The following is a 14,539-nucleotide window of genomic DNA, read 5'->3' as shown; positions in this document are numbered from 1 at the left end:
TCGCCAGCGGCATCGATGAGCAACTCGTCGCGAGCCGCCGTCCAGTCACTGTCGACGTGGGCATCGTTCTCGCCGGGATATACCGCTCCCAGGCAGTCGGGGTTCGATACCAGATCTGCGTTTTCATTCAGCTCGTCCGTGGCATAGAACGACTCCCATTCGACCCCGCCGATCGAGTTGAGCTCATCATTGCTGAGCAGCAGTCCATCCAGGTCCGACTCGTCGAACGGCGGCACGTCGTCCGCGGGGACGGAGCCTTGGGCCCTGACGGCCGCACCCTCGACGGTGCTCGTGCAACCGGTCGTCATCGCGCCGAACGTGACGACCGCGCAGAGCGCAAGCGCCGGCACCAGCCTGACCATGGCGGGAGTCTAGAAGATGCGCAGCACACCGCGGACCGAATCAACCGCTCGGGGAAGCAAAACTCGCACCGGCGTCAGTTTCTGCGCCTATCGTTAACTCACGGGCAGCCGTGAAGTTTGCCCGGGATGTCGAAGGGCACGAATATGGCAACTCTGGTCGACTACATGCTTGGTCTATACCGCAGTCCTGAAGCAGCGCAGGCCTTCATCGAAGCACCCGCCCAGGCGCTGAACGACGCCGGCTTCCCCAATGTGACCCCCGCCCAGCTGCAGGCGGTCGCGGCGAGCGCCGTACCGCCGGATCTTGCACTCGGCGAGGGCGATCTCGTCGCCAATCTGCAGCCGGCCGTGGCCGATCACCACGGCATCACGCTGGACGAGGTGTTCGGCGAGGCACCGGCGGAGGGCCCGTCTGCCGAGGACGGGTTCTATGGGCGGTACCTGCCTGGGGAGCAGGGGCCCGACGGCAAACCTGCCGATGACTGGTTTCTGGACCGATACCAGCCTGCGGACCCGGCGCCGGGTGGGCCAGGGCCGGCTAGCACCGAAGGGGCCGATGACCGCTACAGCGTGGACTATGACCCGATTGTCCTCAACGAGACTCCGGGTTCGACGGCACCCGAGGGCATGGACGATGCGCCCGCCGACAGTCTGTTGCTGCCGTATTTCGAGGTCGACCTCGACGAGCCCGACTCACCGGCGAGTCTCTTCCCGCCCGACGGGGGTTAGCCATGGTGCCGGAAATCAACTATCTCGCGGTCTTGGTGGCGTTGATCGCAAGCATGGTGATCGGCCTCGTTTTCTACCACCGGGCCGTGTTTGGCCGCACCTGGATGGAACTGGTCGGACATAGCGACGAAACCGTCCAGGGCGGTTCACCTTTGGTCTATCCGGTTGTCGTCGTCGCCAGTTTTCTCACCGCCTGGGTGCTGGCGGGCACCACGTACCTGGCCTACGAGTTCTATGGCGGCAGCTTCCTCGTCTCGGCATTGGTGACCGGGTGGATCCTCTGGTTGAGCTTCACCGTCGCGCGGATGCTGGTTCACGACATCTTCGACACCCGATCGCTGAAGATCACCGCGCTCAGCGCGCTCAACGAGTTCATCACGATCACGGCGATGGCTCTCATCATCGGAGTCTGGCCACCAGCGGGGGTCTAGAGAAGCTGCGGCCTTGGTCAACTAAGCCGCAAATCCTTGATGCTGCGGCGATGGCGCTGTGATACTCCTTGCAACACCCTGAGGGAGGGACATGAGGACGATCGCTCGTGTGCTAGCCGTTGCCGTTGTACTTGCCGGCTCAGCCCTGGGGTTGGCGAGTCCCTCCTCCGCGGAACAGGTCATGGAGGGCAATTACATCTACAACCAGCCCGGACTGCCGGTCGCGACCTGGACGATCTATCCGATATGCGTGAACGTGGTCGGGGATCTGCGGGAACCGCTGTACCTTCCGGTCGCCTGCACTCTGCATATCACCAGTGCAACGAACGCCAAGACCAGCCATGAGCTGGACGTCCAGAACTTCGGTGGAGATGCCCGGTTGACGGGCGGCAGATGGACCTTCACCACCACCAAGCGAGAGGGCTTCGTGTGCCCTGACGGCAGCAAGGCCCCCACCACCGAGACCTATGCCTTCGACGACGTCACGCTCACCGGCACTCACACGACTGCACACAACGCAGTTTGTGGAGTGCCGGCGGGGCTGACCAAGGAGCCGTTCACGCTGAAGTTTGACAAGCCGCTGCCAATCCCCGTCCAGCGTTATCCGCTGCAATGCGAGCCAGGCGGCCTGCGGCTCTGCCGGTGAGGTAATGAGCCCGTGCAGAGGCAGTCGATGACTAAACGAATTGTGGTCTGGGGCACGGGTTTCGTCGGATCGATGGTGATCGCGGAAGTCGTCAAGCACCCGCTTTTCGAACTCGTCGGTGTCGGGGTGAGCAATCCCGACAAGGTGGGCCGCGACGTCGGCGAAATCTGTGGCCTAGGCGCGCCGCTGGGTCTGATCGCCACCGACGACGTCGACGCGCTGATCGACCTCAAGCCCGACGCCCTGGTGCACTACGGCCCGACGGCGGCGCACGCCGACGACAACATCGCGCTGATCACCCGCTTCCTCCGGGCCGGAATCGACGTCTGTTCGACCGCGATGACGCCCTGGGTGTGGCCGACCATGCACCTGAATCCCCCGAACTGGATCCAACCCATCACCGAGGCCTGCGAGCTCGGCGAATCCTCGTGCTTCACCACCGGCATCGATCCGGGCTTCGCCAACGACCTGTTTCCGATGACGTTGATGGGCCTGTGCTCGGAGGTTCGCAGGGTGCGGGCGTCGGAGCTGCTGGACTACACCAACTACGAGGGCGACTACGACCGCGAGATGGGCATCGGCAAGCCGCCGGAATACCGGCCGCTCCTCGAAACGCCCGACATTCTCATCTTCGCCTGGGGCGGAACGGTTCCGATGATCGCGCATGCGGCGGGCATCATGCTCGACGAGATGACGACGACGTGGGAGAAGTGGGTCACCGCCACCGAGCGCAAGACGGCCAAGGGCATCATTGCGCCCGGAAACGTCGCCGCGGTGCGGTTCACCATCAACGGCGTCTACCAGGGCGAAACCCGCATCCAGCTCGAGCACGTCAACCGCATCGGCAACGACGCGGCGCCGGACTGGCCGTCGGGCAACGAGAACGACGTCTACCGCGTGGACATCGAGGGCACGCCAAGCATCTTCCAGGAGACGGCCTTTCGGTTCACCGACGGTTCCGGGCGCGACGCCGCGGCCGCCGGCTGTCTGGCAACGGGGATGCGCGCGCTTAACGCCGTTCCCGCGGTCAACGACCTGTCGCCGGGATGGGTCACCGCCCTGGACCTTCCCCTGATTGGCGGGGCGGGCACCATCCGCTGAGCCCCGAGTGGATCGGCGGTTTTAGCCGTCGGGGGGATCGGGGCTGGTGACCAGTGTGTGACCGCCGGGTTTTGTCGGTGTTGGTTCGTAGGATGGGTCGCACCGCCCGGCTGCTGCGCGTCGAGTTCCCGCACATCTGCAACCACGCCAAAGTGTTGTGGTCGCCGTCGTATTTCGCCGCGTCGGTCGGGTAGGTCTGGGAGTCGAGGGTGCGCCGCTACATCGAGCACCGGTGGGATGCGGTGGCGTCGTGAGACGCGCGTACGTGTTCCGGCTGCGCCCTACTTCGCGTCAGCACATGGCACTGGCGGCGTGTGTCGCGTCGCACCGCGAGTTGTACAACGCTGCTCTGCAGGAACGTCGGGATGGGTGGTCGCACAGCAAGACCCGCATCCGGTACGGGGACCAGTCCGCACAGCTCACCGAGATCCGGTCGGTACGGCCGGATGTGGCGGTGTGGTCGTTCTCGAGTCAACAGGCCACGCTGCGACGGCTCAACAAGTCGTTCGACGGGTTCTTCCGCCGGGTCAAGGCCGGGCAGACGCCGGGCTATCCACGGTTCAAGGGTGCGGCTCGGTTCGACAGTGTGGAGTGGCCCAAGGACGGCGACGGTGCCCGTTGGCTGCCTGATCGGCGGCGGGTGTATCTGCAAGGCATCGGTCAAGTGAAGGTGCATCTGCACCGCCAGGTGCTGGGGCGGGTGAAGACGATCCAGATCAAACGCCAAGGGCGGCGCTGGATAGTGGTGCTGTCCTGTGACGACGTGCCGGCCAACCCGCTGCCGGCGACTCGTCGGCAGGCCGGTGTCGATGTCGGGATCGTGCGGTACGCGACGCTCAGTGATGGGACCGGTGTGGACAATCCACGCTGGGGCCGGGTGGCGGCTGACCGGTTAGCCGCGGCGCAGCAGCGGTTGCAGCGCGCCAACCGTCGTTCGTGCAACCGTGACCGCAAGCGTGACACGGTGGCCGCGCGGCACCGCAAGATCGCCAACCAGCGGAAAGACTTTCACCACAAACAGGCCCGCGCGCTCGCCGAAGGGTATGACCTGCTGGTGGTGGAGGACCTACGGATCGCCAACATGCTGCGCCGGGCGAAACCCGTTGCCGATCCGGAGAATCCGCGTCAGTTTCTGCCCAATGGTGCCCGGGCGAAGTCCGGACTCAACAGAAGTATCAGTGACGCTGGCTGGGGTCAGTTCGTCTCAATACTGTGCGCCAAAGCGGAAGACGCTGGGCGCGCCTGGATTGAGGTCGATCCCTGCCACACCTCCGACGGCTGCGAGAACTGCGGCTACGCAGCCCCCGAGAACCGCGTCACCCAAGCGGAATTTCGTTGCCAACGCTGCGGACACAGCGCAGCCGCCGACGAGCATGCCGCACGCAACATCTTGCGGGCTGGACTGGCCCTTCACACCCAAGCGGTGTGAAAAGAAGCTGGCGGCTTCCAGCCGTCAGAGAAGTCACCCGCTGAGTAACGCCCTAGGCGGCATTCGAGATGGATTACCGATAGGGTTTGGCTCGGGATTGGATGAGATGGCTGATGGGGTAGGGCTGTCGGTTGGCGCGACCAACCTGACGGCAGTCGTAGTGGGCAGGGCCGCGGTGACGCGGTCCGCTGTGGTGACCCATTTTCCGCACCGACCGCCCGAGGTGGGCGTTCCCAGCGAGAATCCCCAGCTCAACCCGAACGAGCGTGGCCTGATCTTCACCGATTTCGTGGACCGCGTCGGCGATCCGGTGGGCATCGTCGCGTCCGACGGTTCGACGCACCGTGCTGAGGTGCTGCTCGCCGAGGCGTTGCGGGCGATGCTCAACGTCGTCAACGACAGCCGGGCACCCGCCGACCCGGTGGCCGTTACCCATCCCGCGCACTGGCGCCCGGACACCGTGGAGGCGCTGCGCAAAGCCCTGGCCGCGATCCCGGAATTCGGCGGGACGAAGCCGGTGCCGCTGATTCCCGACGCCACCGCCGCGCTCACCGCGCTGCAGGACGATCCCGGCCTTCCCACCCGCGGAGTCATCGCCCTGTGCGACTTCGGTGGCAGCGGCACCAGCATCACCGTGGTGGACGCCGCCAACGGCTTTCGACCCCTGGGCCCGACGGTCCGCCACACCGAACTGTCCGGCGATCTGATCGACCAGGCCGTGTTGACGCACGTCCTCAGCGGCCTATCCGAGGCGGGATCGATCGACCTGTCGAGCACCTCCGCGATCGGGTCGTTGACGAGGCTGCGCGGGCAGAGCCGGGGAGCCAAGGAACGCCTGTCCACCGCCGCGGTCACCACGCTGGTGGCCGAACTGCCCGGATATCGGGGTGACGTCCGCCTCACCCGCAACGAGCTAGATGACGCCATCGAGCAGCCGCTGACCGATTTCGTCGGCGTCCTGCAGGAAACCGTGGACCGCAGCGGAAAAGGGGCGGGCGCGCTCGCTGCCGTCGCGTCCGTGGGCGGGGGAGCCCGGCTGCCGATCGTCACCACCACGTTGTCCGAGCATTTCCGGGTGCCGGTCGTCACCACCGCACAGCCGGAGTTGACCGCGGCCATCGGCGCGGGCCTGAAGGCCGTCCGGCCCGCTGACGAGGGCATGACGGCGCTGGCCGCGGCCGCTCCGGCAGCCGCCGTGGCCGCCACGCAGATGGCGCCGGAGGTAGCGCCGGACGAGATGGCGTCAAGCACCTTCCGGGCGCTCGCTTGGTCGGACGCCGAACACATACCCGACATCGCCCCGACCGATCCGTACGACTACTCCGGTATGGCCGACACCGACGCGGTGGGCGGTCCGCGTCCGCAAATGCAATTCACCGAACCGGAAACCGAGGAGTACGAGGCCGCCCCGCTGCCCTGGCACCGACGACCCGGCGCGGTGCTGGCCCTGAGTCTGGTCGCGATTGTGGCGGCCCTCGTCGCGGCCTGGTGGTTCCTGTTGCGCGACGACGCCACCGTGTCGGAAACAACGACGACGGAGCCCGTCACGACGACCACGCTGACCCCCACCCCAACGCCCGCCGCGCCGCCGCCGACGGTAGCCCCGCCGCCGTACACGCCGCCGCCCGTCACCCGCACGGTCGCCCCACCGCGGAGAACGGTGACGCAGACACCGGCTCCACCGCCGCCTCCGCCACCGACCACCGAGGCGCCGCCACCCCCACCGCCCACGACGCAGGCGCCGCCGCCGACCCAGCAGCCCCTCCCGCCGGGCGTTCCGTCGGAGATCCCGATCCTGCCCGGAGTGACGATCCCGATCGGTCCGCCGCAGCCACAACCGGCTCCGTAGCCGCGAAGCACGCCCTAGGCTCGCGTCATGACGCAGACCGACGGGTTGCTGTTCGATCCGAACACCTATGACCCGCAGCAGTTCGACGCCGAAACCCGACGGCTATTGCGCGCGACCATCGACTGGTTCGAGAGCCAGGGCAAGAAGCGCATCCTCGACGACGACCTGGCGGCGGAGTGGCCCGCCGATTTCGTCGAGTTCGTCAAGCGCGAGAAGCTGTTCGCGACTTTCCTGACACCGTCCGACTTCGGCGGAGCCAATCCGGATAAGCGCTGGGACGCCGCGCGCAACGCCGCCCTCGCCGAGATCCTCGGGTTCTACGGCCTGACCTACTGGTACACCGAACAGGTCACCATCCTGGGTCTCGGCCCGATCTGGCAGAGCGAGAACAAGGACGCCAAACTCAGGGCCGCCGATGACCTCGAGGCGGGCCAGGTGATGGCGTTCGGGCTGTCCGAGCGCGAGCACGGTGCCGACGTCTACAACACCGATATGGTCCTGACCCCCGCAAGCGAGGAGGACCGCGCCAACGGCGTCCTCTACCGGGCATCGGGGGAGAAGTACTACATCGGCAACGGCAACGTCGCGAGCATGGTGTCGGTATTCGGCAGGCGAGGCGACATCGACGGCAACGACGCGTACGTCTTCTTTGCCGCCGACAGCAGGCACGAGAACTACCACCTGATCGGCAACGTCGTACACATGCAGATATATGTGAGCACGTTCCGCCTGGAGAACTACCCGGTGCGCGCCGAGGACATCCTGCACACCGGTGTGGAAGCCTTTGCGGCAGCACTGAATACCGTGAACGTCGGTAAGTTCAACCTGTGTTCGGCTTCGATCGGCATGGCCGAGCACGCCTTCTATGAGGCGATCACGCACGCGCAGAACCGCATCCTGTATGGCAACCCGGTGACCGACTTCGCACACGTGCGGTCGAACTTCGTCGACGCCTATGCGCGACTGGTTGCGATGAAGCTGTTCAGCCAGCGGTCGGTGGATTACTTCCGCAGCGCGAGCCTCGACGACCGGCGCTATCTGCTGTTCAACCCGATGACCAAGGCCAAGGTCACGATGGAGGGCGAGACGGTGCTGCGGTTGCTGCACGACGTGGTCGCCGCCAAAGGATACGAGAAGAACACGATGTTCCGCGAGGTCGCGCAGCTGATCGGGACGCTACCGCGGCTGGAAGGCACGGTGCACGTGAACGTCGGCCTGGTGCTGAAGTTCATGCCCAACTACATGTTCAACCCGAAGGATTATCCGGAGATCCCGGCCCGCAACGATCCCGCCGACGACGTCTTCTTCTGGAATCAGGGACCGACTCGCGGTGCGGGCAAGGTGCAGTTCGCCGACTGGACACCGGTGTACGAGAAGCATGCGAGCATCCCGAACGTCGCGCGATTCTACGAGCAGGCACAGGCATTCAAGGCGCTTCTCGCGACCGCCGCGCCCGATGCCGATCAGCAGAAGGATCTGGACTTCCTGCTCGATGTCGGGCACCTGTTCTCGCTCATCGTATATGGCCAGCTGATTCTCGAGCAGGCCGCATTGGCCGGGCTCGATGACGACATCGTCGATGCGATATTCGACTTCCAGATCCGCGATTTCAGCACGTATGCCGTTGCGCTGCATGGCAAGCCGAGCTCGACGCAGGCACAGCAGGACTGGGCCCTCGGTGCCATTCGCAAGCCGGTGTCCGACCCCGAGCGCTTCGGCCGGGTCTGGGAACGCGTCAGGGCCTACGACGGCGCCTACGAAATGCGGCCCTGACGGCTACTTCGGCCGTTTGATCAACACCAGGTGCGCCAACTGAATCTGGATCCGCTCCGGCGCCGCCGCCAGCCGCGCCGCGACCCCGGCCTCCAGCCGGTCGAAGAACTGCTCGCGGCGCGGGTCCGCGTGTCCACCCTCGAGCGCGCTCGCCAGCGTCGGGAGTACCGCTGCCCTGGCGAAGGCGGCCCACTGCGCACCGAAAGCCGTTGCGTCCCCGTCGACCTGGTACTGCGACCAGAACCGATCTTCGGCATCGAACACCTCGAGATGGTCGATCTGTAGCTGCTCGAAACGTCCGGACGGGGCAAAGGGCGCGAAGAAGTCCGCCGCGCTACGCGCAACTATCGGAATGCACATCCGGTGCACTTCGTCCTCGGTGAGGAATCCGGCACCCCGTAGTTCGTCGAGCGTATCGAGTATGCCTGCGAACAGCGGGCGGAAGCCGAACTCGCCCTCGTCGTCGACGGCCGGCGTCATCACCACCAATCGGCCTCCGCGGCGTAGCTCTCGACCCCGGAACGCGATGAACTCGTGCCAGTCGTGCGCGGCCTGTTTGGCATATTGCGCGAAAATCCCCTCGTCGGAGCTGTAGGCCACTAGCACATGGTCGGGGATGGGCGCCGGCGTTTTACTCAGCCACTGGATGGCCCACGAACTCCAGCCCAGGTTGATGCTGTTTGACGGCAAGATCTGGTTATAGAAGGACCGTCCGACTGCCGAGGCGAATGTCGCGGAGTCCCCGCGCAGGTAGGTGTCGGGGTCCTCGGCCAGTGTCCGGAAGAGCGCGGTGAAGTCGTTGTCCGGAACGTCGGTGTGCGCCACCAGGATCGACTGGTCGGGCCGGGTGCGCCGGCGCAGCACCGCGATGGCCGCACCGATCGGCAACAGCGAATTGTGGCCGGTCGATGCGCCGTAGTCGGCGATCCCGATCGGTTGCGGCGCCCGGGGGAGCGGGACCACGTCGGCCGCCTGCTCGAAAAGCATTACCGCGGGGCGCAACCCGGCGGCCTGCAAGCGCGAACCGGCGGTGTAGGATGCGCTTTCCATCGGTTCCGGCCGAACCACAACGGTCGACTCGGGCACGGCTGACGGCTTGTCAGACATGGCGACCACGGTAGTCTTCACAGCCGCCGTGTGGCGATCAGTTCGAGGCCGAGCAACGGCGATCCTCGACGGCTAGCGATCTCCTGCCTCGCCAAGTCCTCGCGAGCGAAGGTGTCTGCACTGTGACACGCCGCCAATCGCGGGCACGCTGCGCACGCTCGCGCCGCGGTGAGCGTGCGTTGCTGCACGGAATCGCCCGGAGTGTCGGCCGCAGACACGCACGCTCGCGGGAAGGAGCGTTAGTGGCCGCGGGCCACCCACTCGTCGTAGTGCACGATCTCGTCGCCGATGGTGGTGGAGTCGCCGTGGCCGGTGTAAACCACGGTGTTGCCGGGCAGTGCGCCGAGCCGGCCGGCGATCGACTCCAGGATGGTCGGGAAGTCCGAGAACGACCGACCGGTCGCGCCGGGGCCGCCCTCGAACAGGGTGTCGCCGCTGAACACCGCGTCCAGCTCCGGCGCGTACCAGCAGACCGATCCGGGTGAATGCCCGGGGGTGTGCATAGCGCGTAGTTCGGTACCGGCAACACGCAATGTTTCGCCATCGTCCACAGCGCGAAAATCCTTGTCCGGATGCGTCATCCGCCACAACACGTCGTCAGCCGGGTGCAACAGCACCGGGGCATCGAGCGCATCGCTCAGCTCGGGTGCCACCGTGACGTGATCGTTGTGGCCGTGGGTGCAGACCACCGCGACGACGTTGCGGCCGCCGACCGCCATCACGATCGGCGCGGCGTCGTGCGCTGCGTCGAACACCACCACATCTGAGTCGTCACCGACGATCCAGATGTTGTTGTCGACTTCCCAACTGCCGCCGTCGAGTTCGAAGGTGCCGTGGGTCACCACACGGGTGATGTCGCGTTGTCGTCCAGCATTCATTTCAGCACCACCACGGAGCGCAGCACCTCGCCGGCGTGCATCTTGTGGAACGCATCTTCGATGTCGTCGAGCCCGATGCGTTCGGAGACGAACTTCTCCAGCGGCAGCCGGCCCTGCAGGTAGAGGCTGATCAAGGTGGGGAAGTCCCGCTCGGGAAGGCAGTCGCCGTACCATGACGACTTCAGCGAACCCCCGCGCGAGAAGAAGTCGACCAGCGGCATATCGAGCCGCATATCGGGAGTCGGAACACCCACCAGCACAACGGTGCCCGCGAGATCACGGGCATAGAACGCCTGCTTCCAGGTCTCCGGTCGGCCGACGGCGTCGACCACGACGTCGGTGCCGAAACCGTCGGAAAGTTCCTGGATCGCCTCGACGACGTCGGTCTGGCGCGCGTTGATGGTGTCGGTCGCGCCGAATTCGCGGGCCCAGGCGAGCTTCTTGTCGTCGGTGTCCACGGCGATGATCTTCTTCGCGCCGACCAACCGGGCACCGGCGATCGCGGCGTCACCGACACCGCCGCAACCGATCACCGCGACGGTGTCATCACGGCCGACGGCGCCGGTGTTGATCGCCGCGCCGATGCCTGCCATCACACCGCAGCCCAGCAGCCCGGCCACGGCGGGGTCGGCGGACGGATCGACCGTCGTGCACTGGCCGACATGCACCAGCGTCTTGTCGACGAACGCCCCGATGCCCAGCGCCGGCGTCAGCTCCGTTCCGTCGGTCAGCGTCATCTTCTGCTGGGCGTTGAACGTGTCGAAGCAGTACCACGGACGGCCGCGCTTACAGGCTCGGCATTGGCCGCACACCGCGCGCCAGTTCAGGATCACGAAATCGCCGGGCGCAACCGCCGTCACGTCCGGTCCGACCGACTCGACGGTGCCCGCGGCCTCGTGCCCGAGCAGGAACGGGTACTCGTCGTTGATGCCGCCCTCGCGGTACGTCAGGTCGGTATGGCAGACGCCACAGGCGATCACGTCGACCACCACCTCGCTCGGGCCCGGATCGGGGATGACGACATCGGTCACCTCGACCGGTTCGCCCTTCTTCCGGGAGATCACTCCGCGCACCGTCTGACTCATGGGTACAACCTACGGGGTGGCCTGTCCGGAGATACCGTTGATGTGATCGACATGGCCATGCGCACAGACCCTCACACCGACCTGCTGATGGCGGCACGGATCGCGTACACCCGGCGGGACTGGCACGCCTGCTACCAGGCGTTCGTACGGGCCGGAGATGACGTGCCGCTGGGCATTGACGACCTGGACGCGATGGCCGTCGCGGCCTGGCGGCTGGGCCGCGGCAAGGAGTCGTTGCGGGTCGCCGAGCGGGTGTTCGGGCTGTTGGCCCGCACCGATCCAGCGTCGGCCGCGATGAAGGCGGTCGACCTCGCCCTGGCATGGCTGACCCGCGGCGATCTCAATATCGGGCAAGGCTGGATGAACCGCGCGCGACGCCTGCTCGACGGCACGCCCGAGGGCGCGACCCACGGATATCTGGCCTACCTGGATGCGATCGCGGCGTTGATGAGCCGAGATACCCAGTCGCTCCCGCAGCGGGCGCAGACGCTTCGGGAGGTGGGCAGCAGGCTGGACAGTCCCGCAGTGTCGGCGCTGGGCCAGGTCGCCGAGGCGCTCGCCGCGATCAGTGAAGCCCGGATGGTCGAGGCGTACGGCCTGATCGACGAGGCGATGCTGCCGGTGCTGGCCGACCAGGTTCCGATCGATTGGGCCGGCGACATCTACTGTGTGCTGCTGAACCAATGCCATCGGCTGGCCGACTTTCCCCGCATGTACGCCTTGACGCAGTCGATGGAGCGCTGGTGCGACGACTTCGCCGGGTCCGACAACTACGGCGGGGTATGCGACGTGCACCGTCTCCAACTCCAGGCCGCTACCGACGACTACCGGCTGTTGGAGGATCGGCTCGTCGCGGCCAGCCAGGCGTTGGAGGACGTCAACAGCTGGGCCGCCGGCGAGGGCTATTACCAACTGGGCGAGGTGCGACGGCTGCGGGGTGATGCCGAAGGCGCCGGCTCCGCCTTCGCGCGCGCCCGGGCCATGGGCATCGAGCCGCAACCCGGTGAGTCGCTGCTGCGTTGCCGGCAGGGCGACAGCCAGTCGGCGTGGACCGACCTGCGGGTCGCGTTGGCGGGTGAGGACCGGCTGGGCCGGATGCGGCTGCTGCGCGGGGCCGTCGAGATCGCGCTGGCGCGCAACAGCCTCGACGAGGCCGAGCGACACTGCCGCGAATTGGAGGACGGCGCAGAGGCTTTCGGCACGCCCGGTTTTCGGGCCTGGGCGGCGCACGCCCGTGGTGCGATCCTGGTGCAGCGGGCTCGGCACGCCGAGGCGCTCGGGGCGTTGGAATCGGCGCTACTCGAATACCGGATCCAGAAGTCGCGATACGAGACGGCCCAGATCTACGAATGGATGGCGATCGCGCATCGAGCGCTCGGCGACGACGAGGTGGCCGACGCCGACGCCGCGACCGCGCAGAGCATCTACGACCAACTCGGTGTCGAACCCGCTGGGATCTGCGGATCGACGTCGCCGGGCGGCCTGACCAAGCGTGAGATCGAGATCCTGAGCGCGATCTCGCGCGGCGCCACCAACCGCGAAGTCGCCGAACAGCTCTTCATCAGCGACAAGACCGTTGGGCGTCATCTGGCCAACATCTACCGAAAGCTCGGGGTGTCCTCGCGAACCGCGGCGGTGGCGTGGGCGCACGAGAACAACGCACTGTAGCCGCCGCCCTGCATCATTTGCACCACCTCACCGCCAGCGAAATTGCATGGTTTGCCCGGTACCGCTCACGGGAGCATCGGCCTAGCGTCAAACCATGACGACACTCAACGAAAATCCGGCGACCGATACCACCGAGGAGTTCGCCGAACGAATGGTGGGAGCTATCGACAGCGCCTGCCTGACCGTGCTGATGTCCATCGGACATCAGACGAAGCTTTTCGACACGCTCGCCGAACTCCCGCGGGCCACCAGCCAGCAGATTGCCGATGCCGCGGGGCTTAACGAACGCTATGTACGCGAGTGGCTTGGCGGTGTGGTCGCCGCGCGGATCGTCGACTACGACCCGGCGACGCAGACGTACTCGCTCCCGCCGCACCGCGCCGCTGTGCTGACCCGCGGCGCCGGGCCGGACAACCTCGCCCGGATCGCGCAGTTCATCCCGCTGTTCGGCGAGGTCGAGCAGAAGATCATCGGCTGTTTCTACGCCGGCGGCGGGTTGCCGTACAGCGACTATCCCCGGTTCCACAAGCTGATGGCCGAGGAAAGCGGCGAGGTGTTCGACGCCGAGCTGGTCGACGCCGTCCTGCCGCTGGCCGACGGGTTGCCGGAACGCGTTCGCGCGGGTGCGGACGTCGCCGATATCGGTTGCGGCAGTGGGCATGCGATCAACGTGATGGCGCAGGCGTTCCCGGCCAGCCGATTCACCGGCATCGACTTCTCCGAAGAGGGTCTGGCGGCGGGCGCCGCGGAGGCCCAAGGTCTTGGCCTCACCAACGCGACGTTCATCCAGCGAGATGTGACTGAGCTGGATGCAACCGAAACCTATGACGTTATAACGGTTTTCGACGCAATCCACGACCAGGCGCAGCCAGCGCAGGTGTTAGAGAATATCTACCGCGCGCTGCGGCCGGGTGGCATCTTCCTGATGGTCGACATCAAGGCGTCGAGCCGGCTGGAGGACAACATCGGTGTCCCGCTGGCGACGTTCCTGTACACGGTTTCGGCGATGCACTGCATGAGTGTGTCGCTGGGACTCGACGGCGCCGGGCTGGGCACGGTGTGGGGCAAGCAGCTGGCGACGTCGATGCTTGCCGACGCCGGCTTCGGCGAAGTGGCGGTGAGTGAGATCGAGTCGGACCCGTTCAACTACTACTACATCGCCAGGAAGTAACGTCCAGCGCGATGAGCGCGCTGGATGTCGTGGCGGACTGGCCGGTGTCGATGGCTGCGGCGGCTGTGGTCGGGCCGTCCGGCGTACTGGCGCAGCGCGGCGACACCGCGCACCGGTTCACGCTGGCATCGGTGACCAAGCCATTGGTCGCCCGCGCCATCCAGATCTCGATCGAAGAGGGCGTGGTCGAGCTCGACACCGCCGCGGGTCCGCCCGGCTCCACGGTGCGTCACCTGCTGGCGCACGCCTCGGGGTACTCGATGCGGTCCGACGAGGTGATGTCCCCGCCGGGAAAGCGCCGGATCTATTC

At 66.4% G+C, this 14,539-nt stretch carries 14 protein-coding genes; 10 read left to right on the top strand and 4 right to left on the bottom strand.

Annotation, left to right across the window (positions count from 1 at the left end; translation table 11 throughout):
* Positions 1-362, bottom strand: a 362-nt coding sequence (locus tag ACRDU5_RS16810; RefSeq protein WP_526615786.1) for a sensor domain-containing protein, incomplete at its 3' end; no start/stop codon positions are given.
* A gap of 144 nt (positions 363-506) precedes the next feature.
* Here ACRDU5_RS16810 and ACRDU5_RS16805 point away from each other — a divergent pair.
* The 7 genes from ACRDU5_RS16805 (at position 507) to ACRDU5_RS16775 (ending at position 8,320) form a co-directional block, all read left to right on the top strand.
* Complete coding sequence (locus ACRDU5_RS16805) at positions 507-1,091, top strand: IniB N-terminal domain-containing protein (RefSeq protein ID WP_526615785.1); 585 nt, start codon at positions 507-509, stop codon at positions 1,089-1,091.
* 2 nt (positions 1,092-1,093) lie between these two features.
* Positions 1,094-1,522, top strand: a complete 429-nt coding sequence (locus tag ACRDU5_RS16800) for a DUF1761 family protein (protein ID WP_526615784.1) — start codon at positions 1,094-1,096, stop codon at positions 1,520-1,522.
* Positions 1,523-1,613: 91 nt separating this feature from the next.
* Positions 1,614-2,168, top strand: a complete 555-nt coding sequence (locus ACRDU5_RS16795) for a hypothetical protein (protein ID WP_526615783.1) — start codon at positions 1,614-1,616, stop codon at positions 2,166-2,168.
* Between the two features lie 27 nt (positions 2,169-2,195).
* A complete protein-coding gene (locus ACRDU5_RS16790; RefSeq protein ID WP_526615782.1) occupies positions 2,196-3,269 on the top strand; it encodes an NAD(P)H-dependent amine dehydrogenase family protein in 1,074 nt (357 codons plus the stop codon).
* A gap of 250 nt (positions 3,270-3,519) precedes the next feature.
* Positions 3,520-4,698 carry a transposase gene (locus tag ACRDU5_RS16785; protein ID WP_526615781.1) on the top strand — a complete coding sequence of 393 codons (1,179 nt, stop codon included), beginning with the start codon at positions 3,520-3,522 and terminating at the stop codon, positions 4,696-4,698.
* A gap of 106 nt (positions 4,699-4,804) precedes the next feature.
* A complete protein-coding gene (locus ACRDU5_RS16780) occupies positions 4,805-6,547 on the top strand; it encodes an Hsp70 family protein (RefSeq protein WP_526615780.1) in 1,743 nt (580 codons plus the stop codon).
* 27 nt (positions 6,548-6,574) lie between these two features.
* Positions 6,575-8,320: an acyl-CoA dehydrogenase family protein gene (locus tag ACRDU5_RS16775; protein WP_526615778.1), complete on the top strand. Its 1,746-nt coding sequence runs from the start codon at positions 6,575-6,577 to the stop codon at positions 8,318-8,320.
* Positions 8,321-8,323: 3 nt separating this feature from the next.
* Here ACRDU5_RS16775 and ACRDU5_RS16770 read toward each other — a convergent pair whose 3' ends face one another.
* From ACRDU5_RS16770 to ACRDU5_RS16760, 3 genes are all read right to left on the bottom strand, one after another.
* Positions 8,324-9,406, bottom strand: a complete 1,083-nt coding sequence (locus tag ACRDU5_RS16770; protein WP_526615787.1) for a class I SAM-dependent methyltransferase — start codon at positions 9,404-9,406, stop codon at positions 8,324-8,326.
* Between the two features lie 260 nt (positions 9,407-9,666).
* Positions 9,667-10,305 carry an MBL fold metallo-hydrolase gene (locus ACRDU5_RS16765; RefSeq protein WP_526615777.1) on the bottom strand — a complete coding sequence of 213 codons (639 nt, stop codon included), beginning with the start codon at positions 10,303-10,305 and terminating at the stop codon, positions 9,667-9,669.
* Positions 10,302-11,390: an S-(hydroxymethyl)mycothiol dehydrogenase gene (locus tag ACRDU5_RS16760; RefSeq protein ID WP_526615776.1), complete on the bottom strand. Its 1,089-nt coding sequence runs from the start codon at positions 11,388-11,390 to the stop codon at positions 10,302-10,304. Before ACRDU5_RS16760 ends, ACRDU5_RS16765 begins: the two co-directional genes overlap by 4 nt.
* A 51-nt stretch (positions 11,391-11,441) precedes the next feature.
* Between ACRDU5_RS16760 and ACRDU5_RS16755 the strand changes: the two genes are divergently transcribed.
* The 3 genes from ACRDU5_RS16755 to ACRDU5_RS16745 all read left to right on the top strand — a co-directional run.
* Positions 11,442-13,058 carry a LuxR C-terminal-related transcriptional regulator gene (locus ACRDU5_RS16755; RefSeq protein ID WP_526615775.1) on the top strand — a complete coding sequence of 539 codons (1,617 nt, stop codon included), beginning with the start codon at positions 11,442-11,444 and terminating at the stop codon, positions 13,056-13,058.
* 94 nt (positions 13,059-13,152) lie between these two features.
* Positions 13,153-14,229 carry a class I SAM-dependent methyltransferase gene (locus ACRDU5_RS16750; RefSeq protein ID WP_526615773.1) on the top strand — a complete coding sequence of 359 codons (1,077 nt, stop codon included), beginning with the start codon at positions 13,153-13,155 and terminating at the stop codon, positions 14,227-14,229.
* Positions 14,230-14,240: 11 nt separating this feature from the next.
* The coding region (locus tag ACRDU5_RS16745; protein ID WP_526615772.1) for a serine hydrolase at positions 14,241-14,539 on the top strand (299 nt) is incomplete at its 3' end.

It is taken from the genome of Mycobacterium sp. (assembly GCF_050701515.1).
Classification (GTDB): domain Bacteria; phylum Actinomycetota; class Actinomycetes; order Mycobacteriales; family Mycobacteriaceae; genus Mycobacterium.
This window is presented reverse-complemented; position numbering and strand designations above follow the sequence as displayed.

Coding starts and splice junctions, on each gene's coding strand:
- ACRDU5_RS16805 (WP_526615785.1), top strand. CDS start 507: ATGGCAACTCTGGTCGACTACATGCTTGGTCTATACCGCAGTCCTGAA.
- ACRDU5_RS16800 (WP_526615784.1), top strand. CDS start 1,094: ATGGTGCCGGAAATCAACTATCTCGCGGTCTTGGTGGCGTTGATCGCA.
- ACRDU5_RS16795 (WP_526615783.1), top strand. CDS start 1,614: ATGAGGACGATCGCTCGTGTGCTAGCCGTTGCCGTTGTACTTGCCGGC.
- ACRDU5_RS16790 (WP_526615782.1), top strand. CDS start 2,196: ATGACTAAACGAATTGTGGTCTGGGGCACGGGTTTCGTCGGATCGATG.
- ACRDU5_RS16780 (WP_526615780.1), top strand. CDS start 4,805: ATGGCTGATGGGGTAGGGCTGTCGGTTGGCGCGACCAACCTGACGGCA.
- ACRDU5_RS16775 (WP_526615778.1), top strand. CDS start 6,575: ATGACGCAGACCGACGGGTTGCTGTTCGATCCGAACACCTATGACCCG.
- ACRDU5_RS16765 (WP_526615777.1), bottom strand. CDS start 10,305: ATGAATGCTGGACGACAACGCGACATCACCCGTGTGGTGACCCACGGC.
- ACRDU5_RS16760 (WP_526615776.1), bottom strand. CDS start 11,390: ATGAGTCAGACGGTGCGCGGAGTGATCTCCCGGAAGAAGGGCGAACCG.
- ACRDU5_RS16755 (WP_526615775.1), top strand. CDS start 11,442: ATGGCCATGCGCACAGACCCTCACACCGACCTGCTGATGGCGGCACGG.
- ACRDU5_RS16750 (WP_526615773.1), top strand. CDS start 13,153: ATGACGACACTCAACGAAAATCCGGCGACCGATACCACCGAGGAGTTC.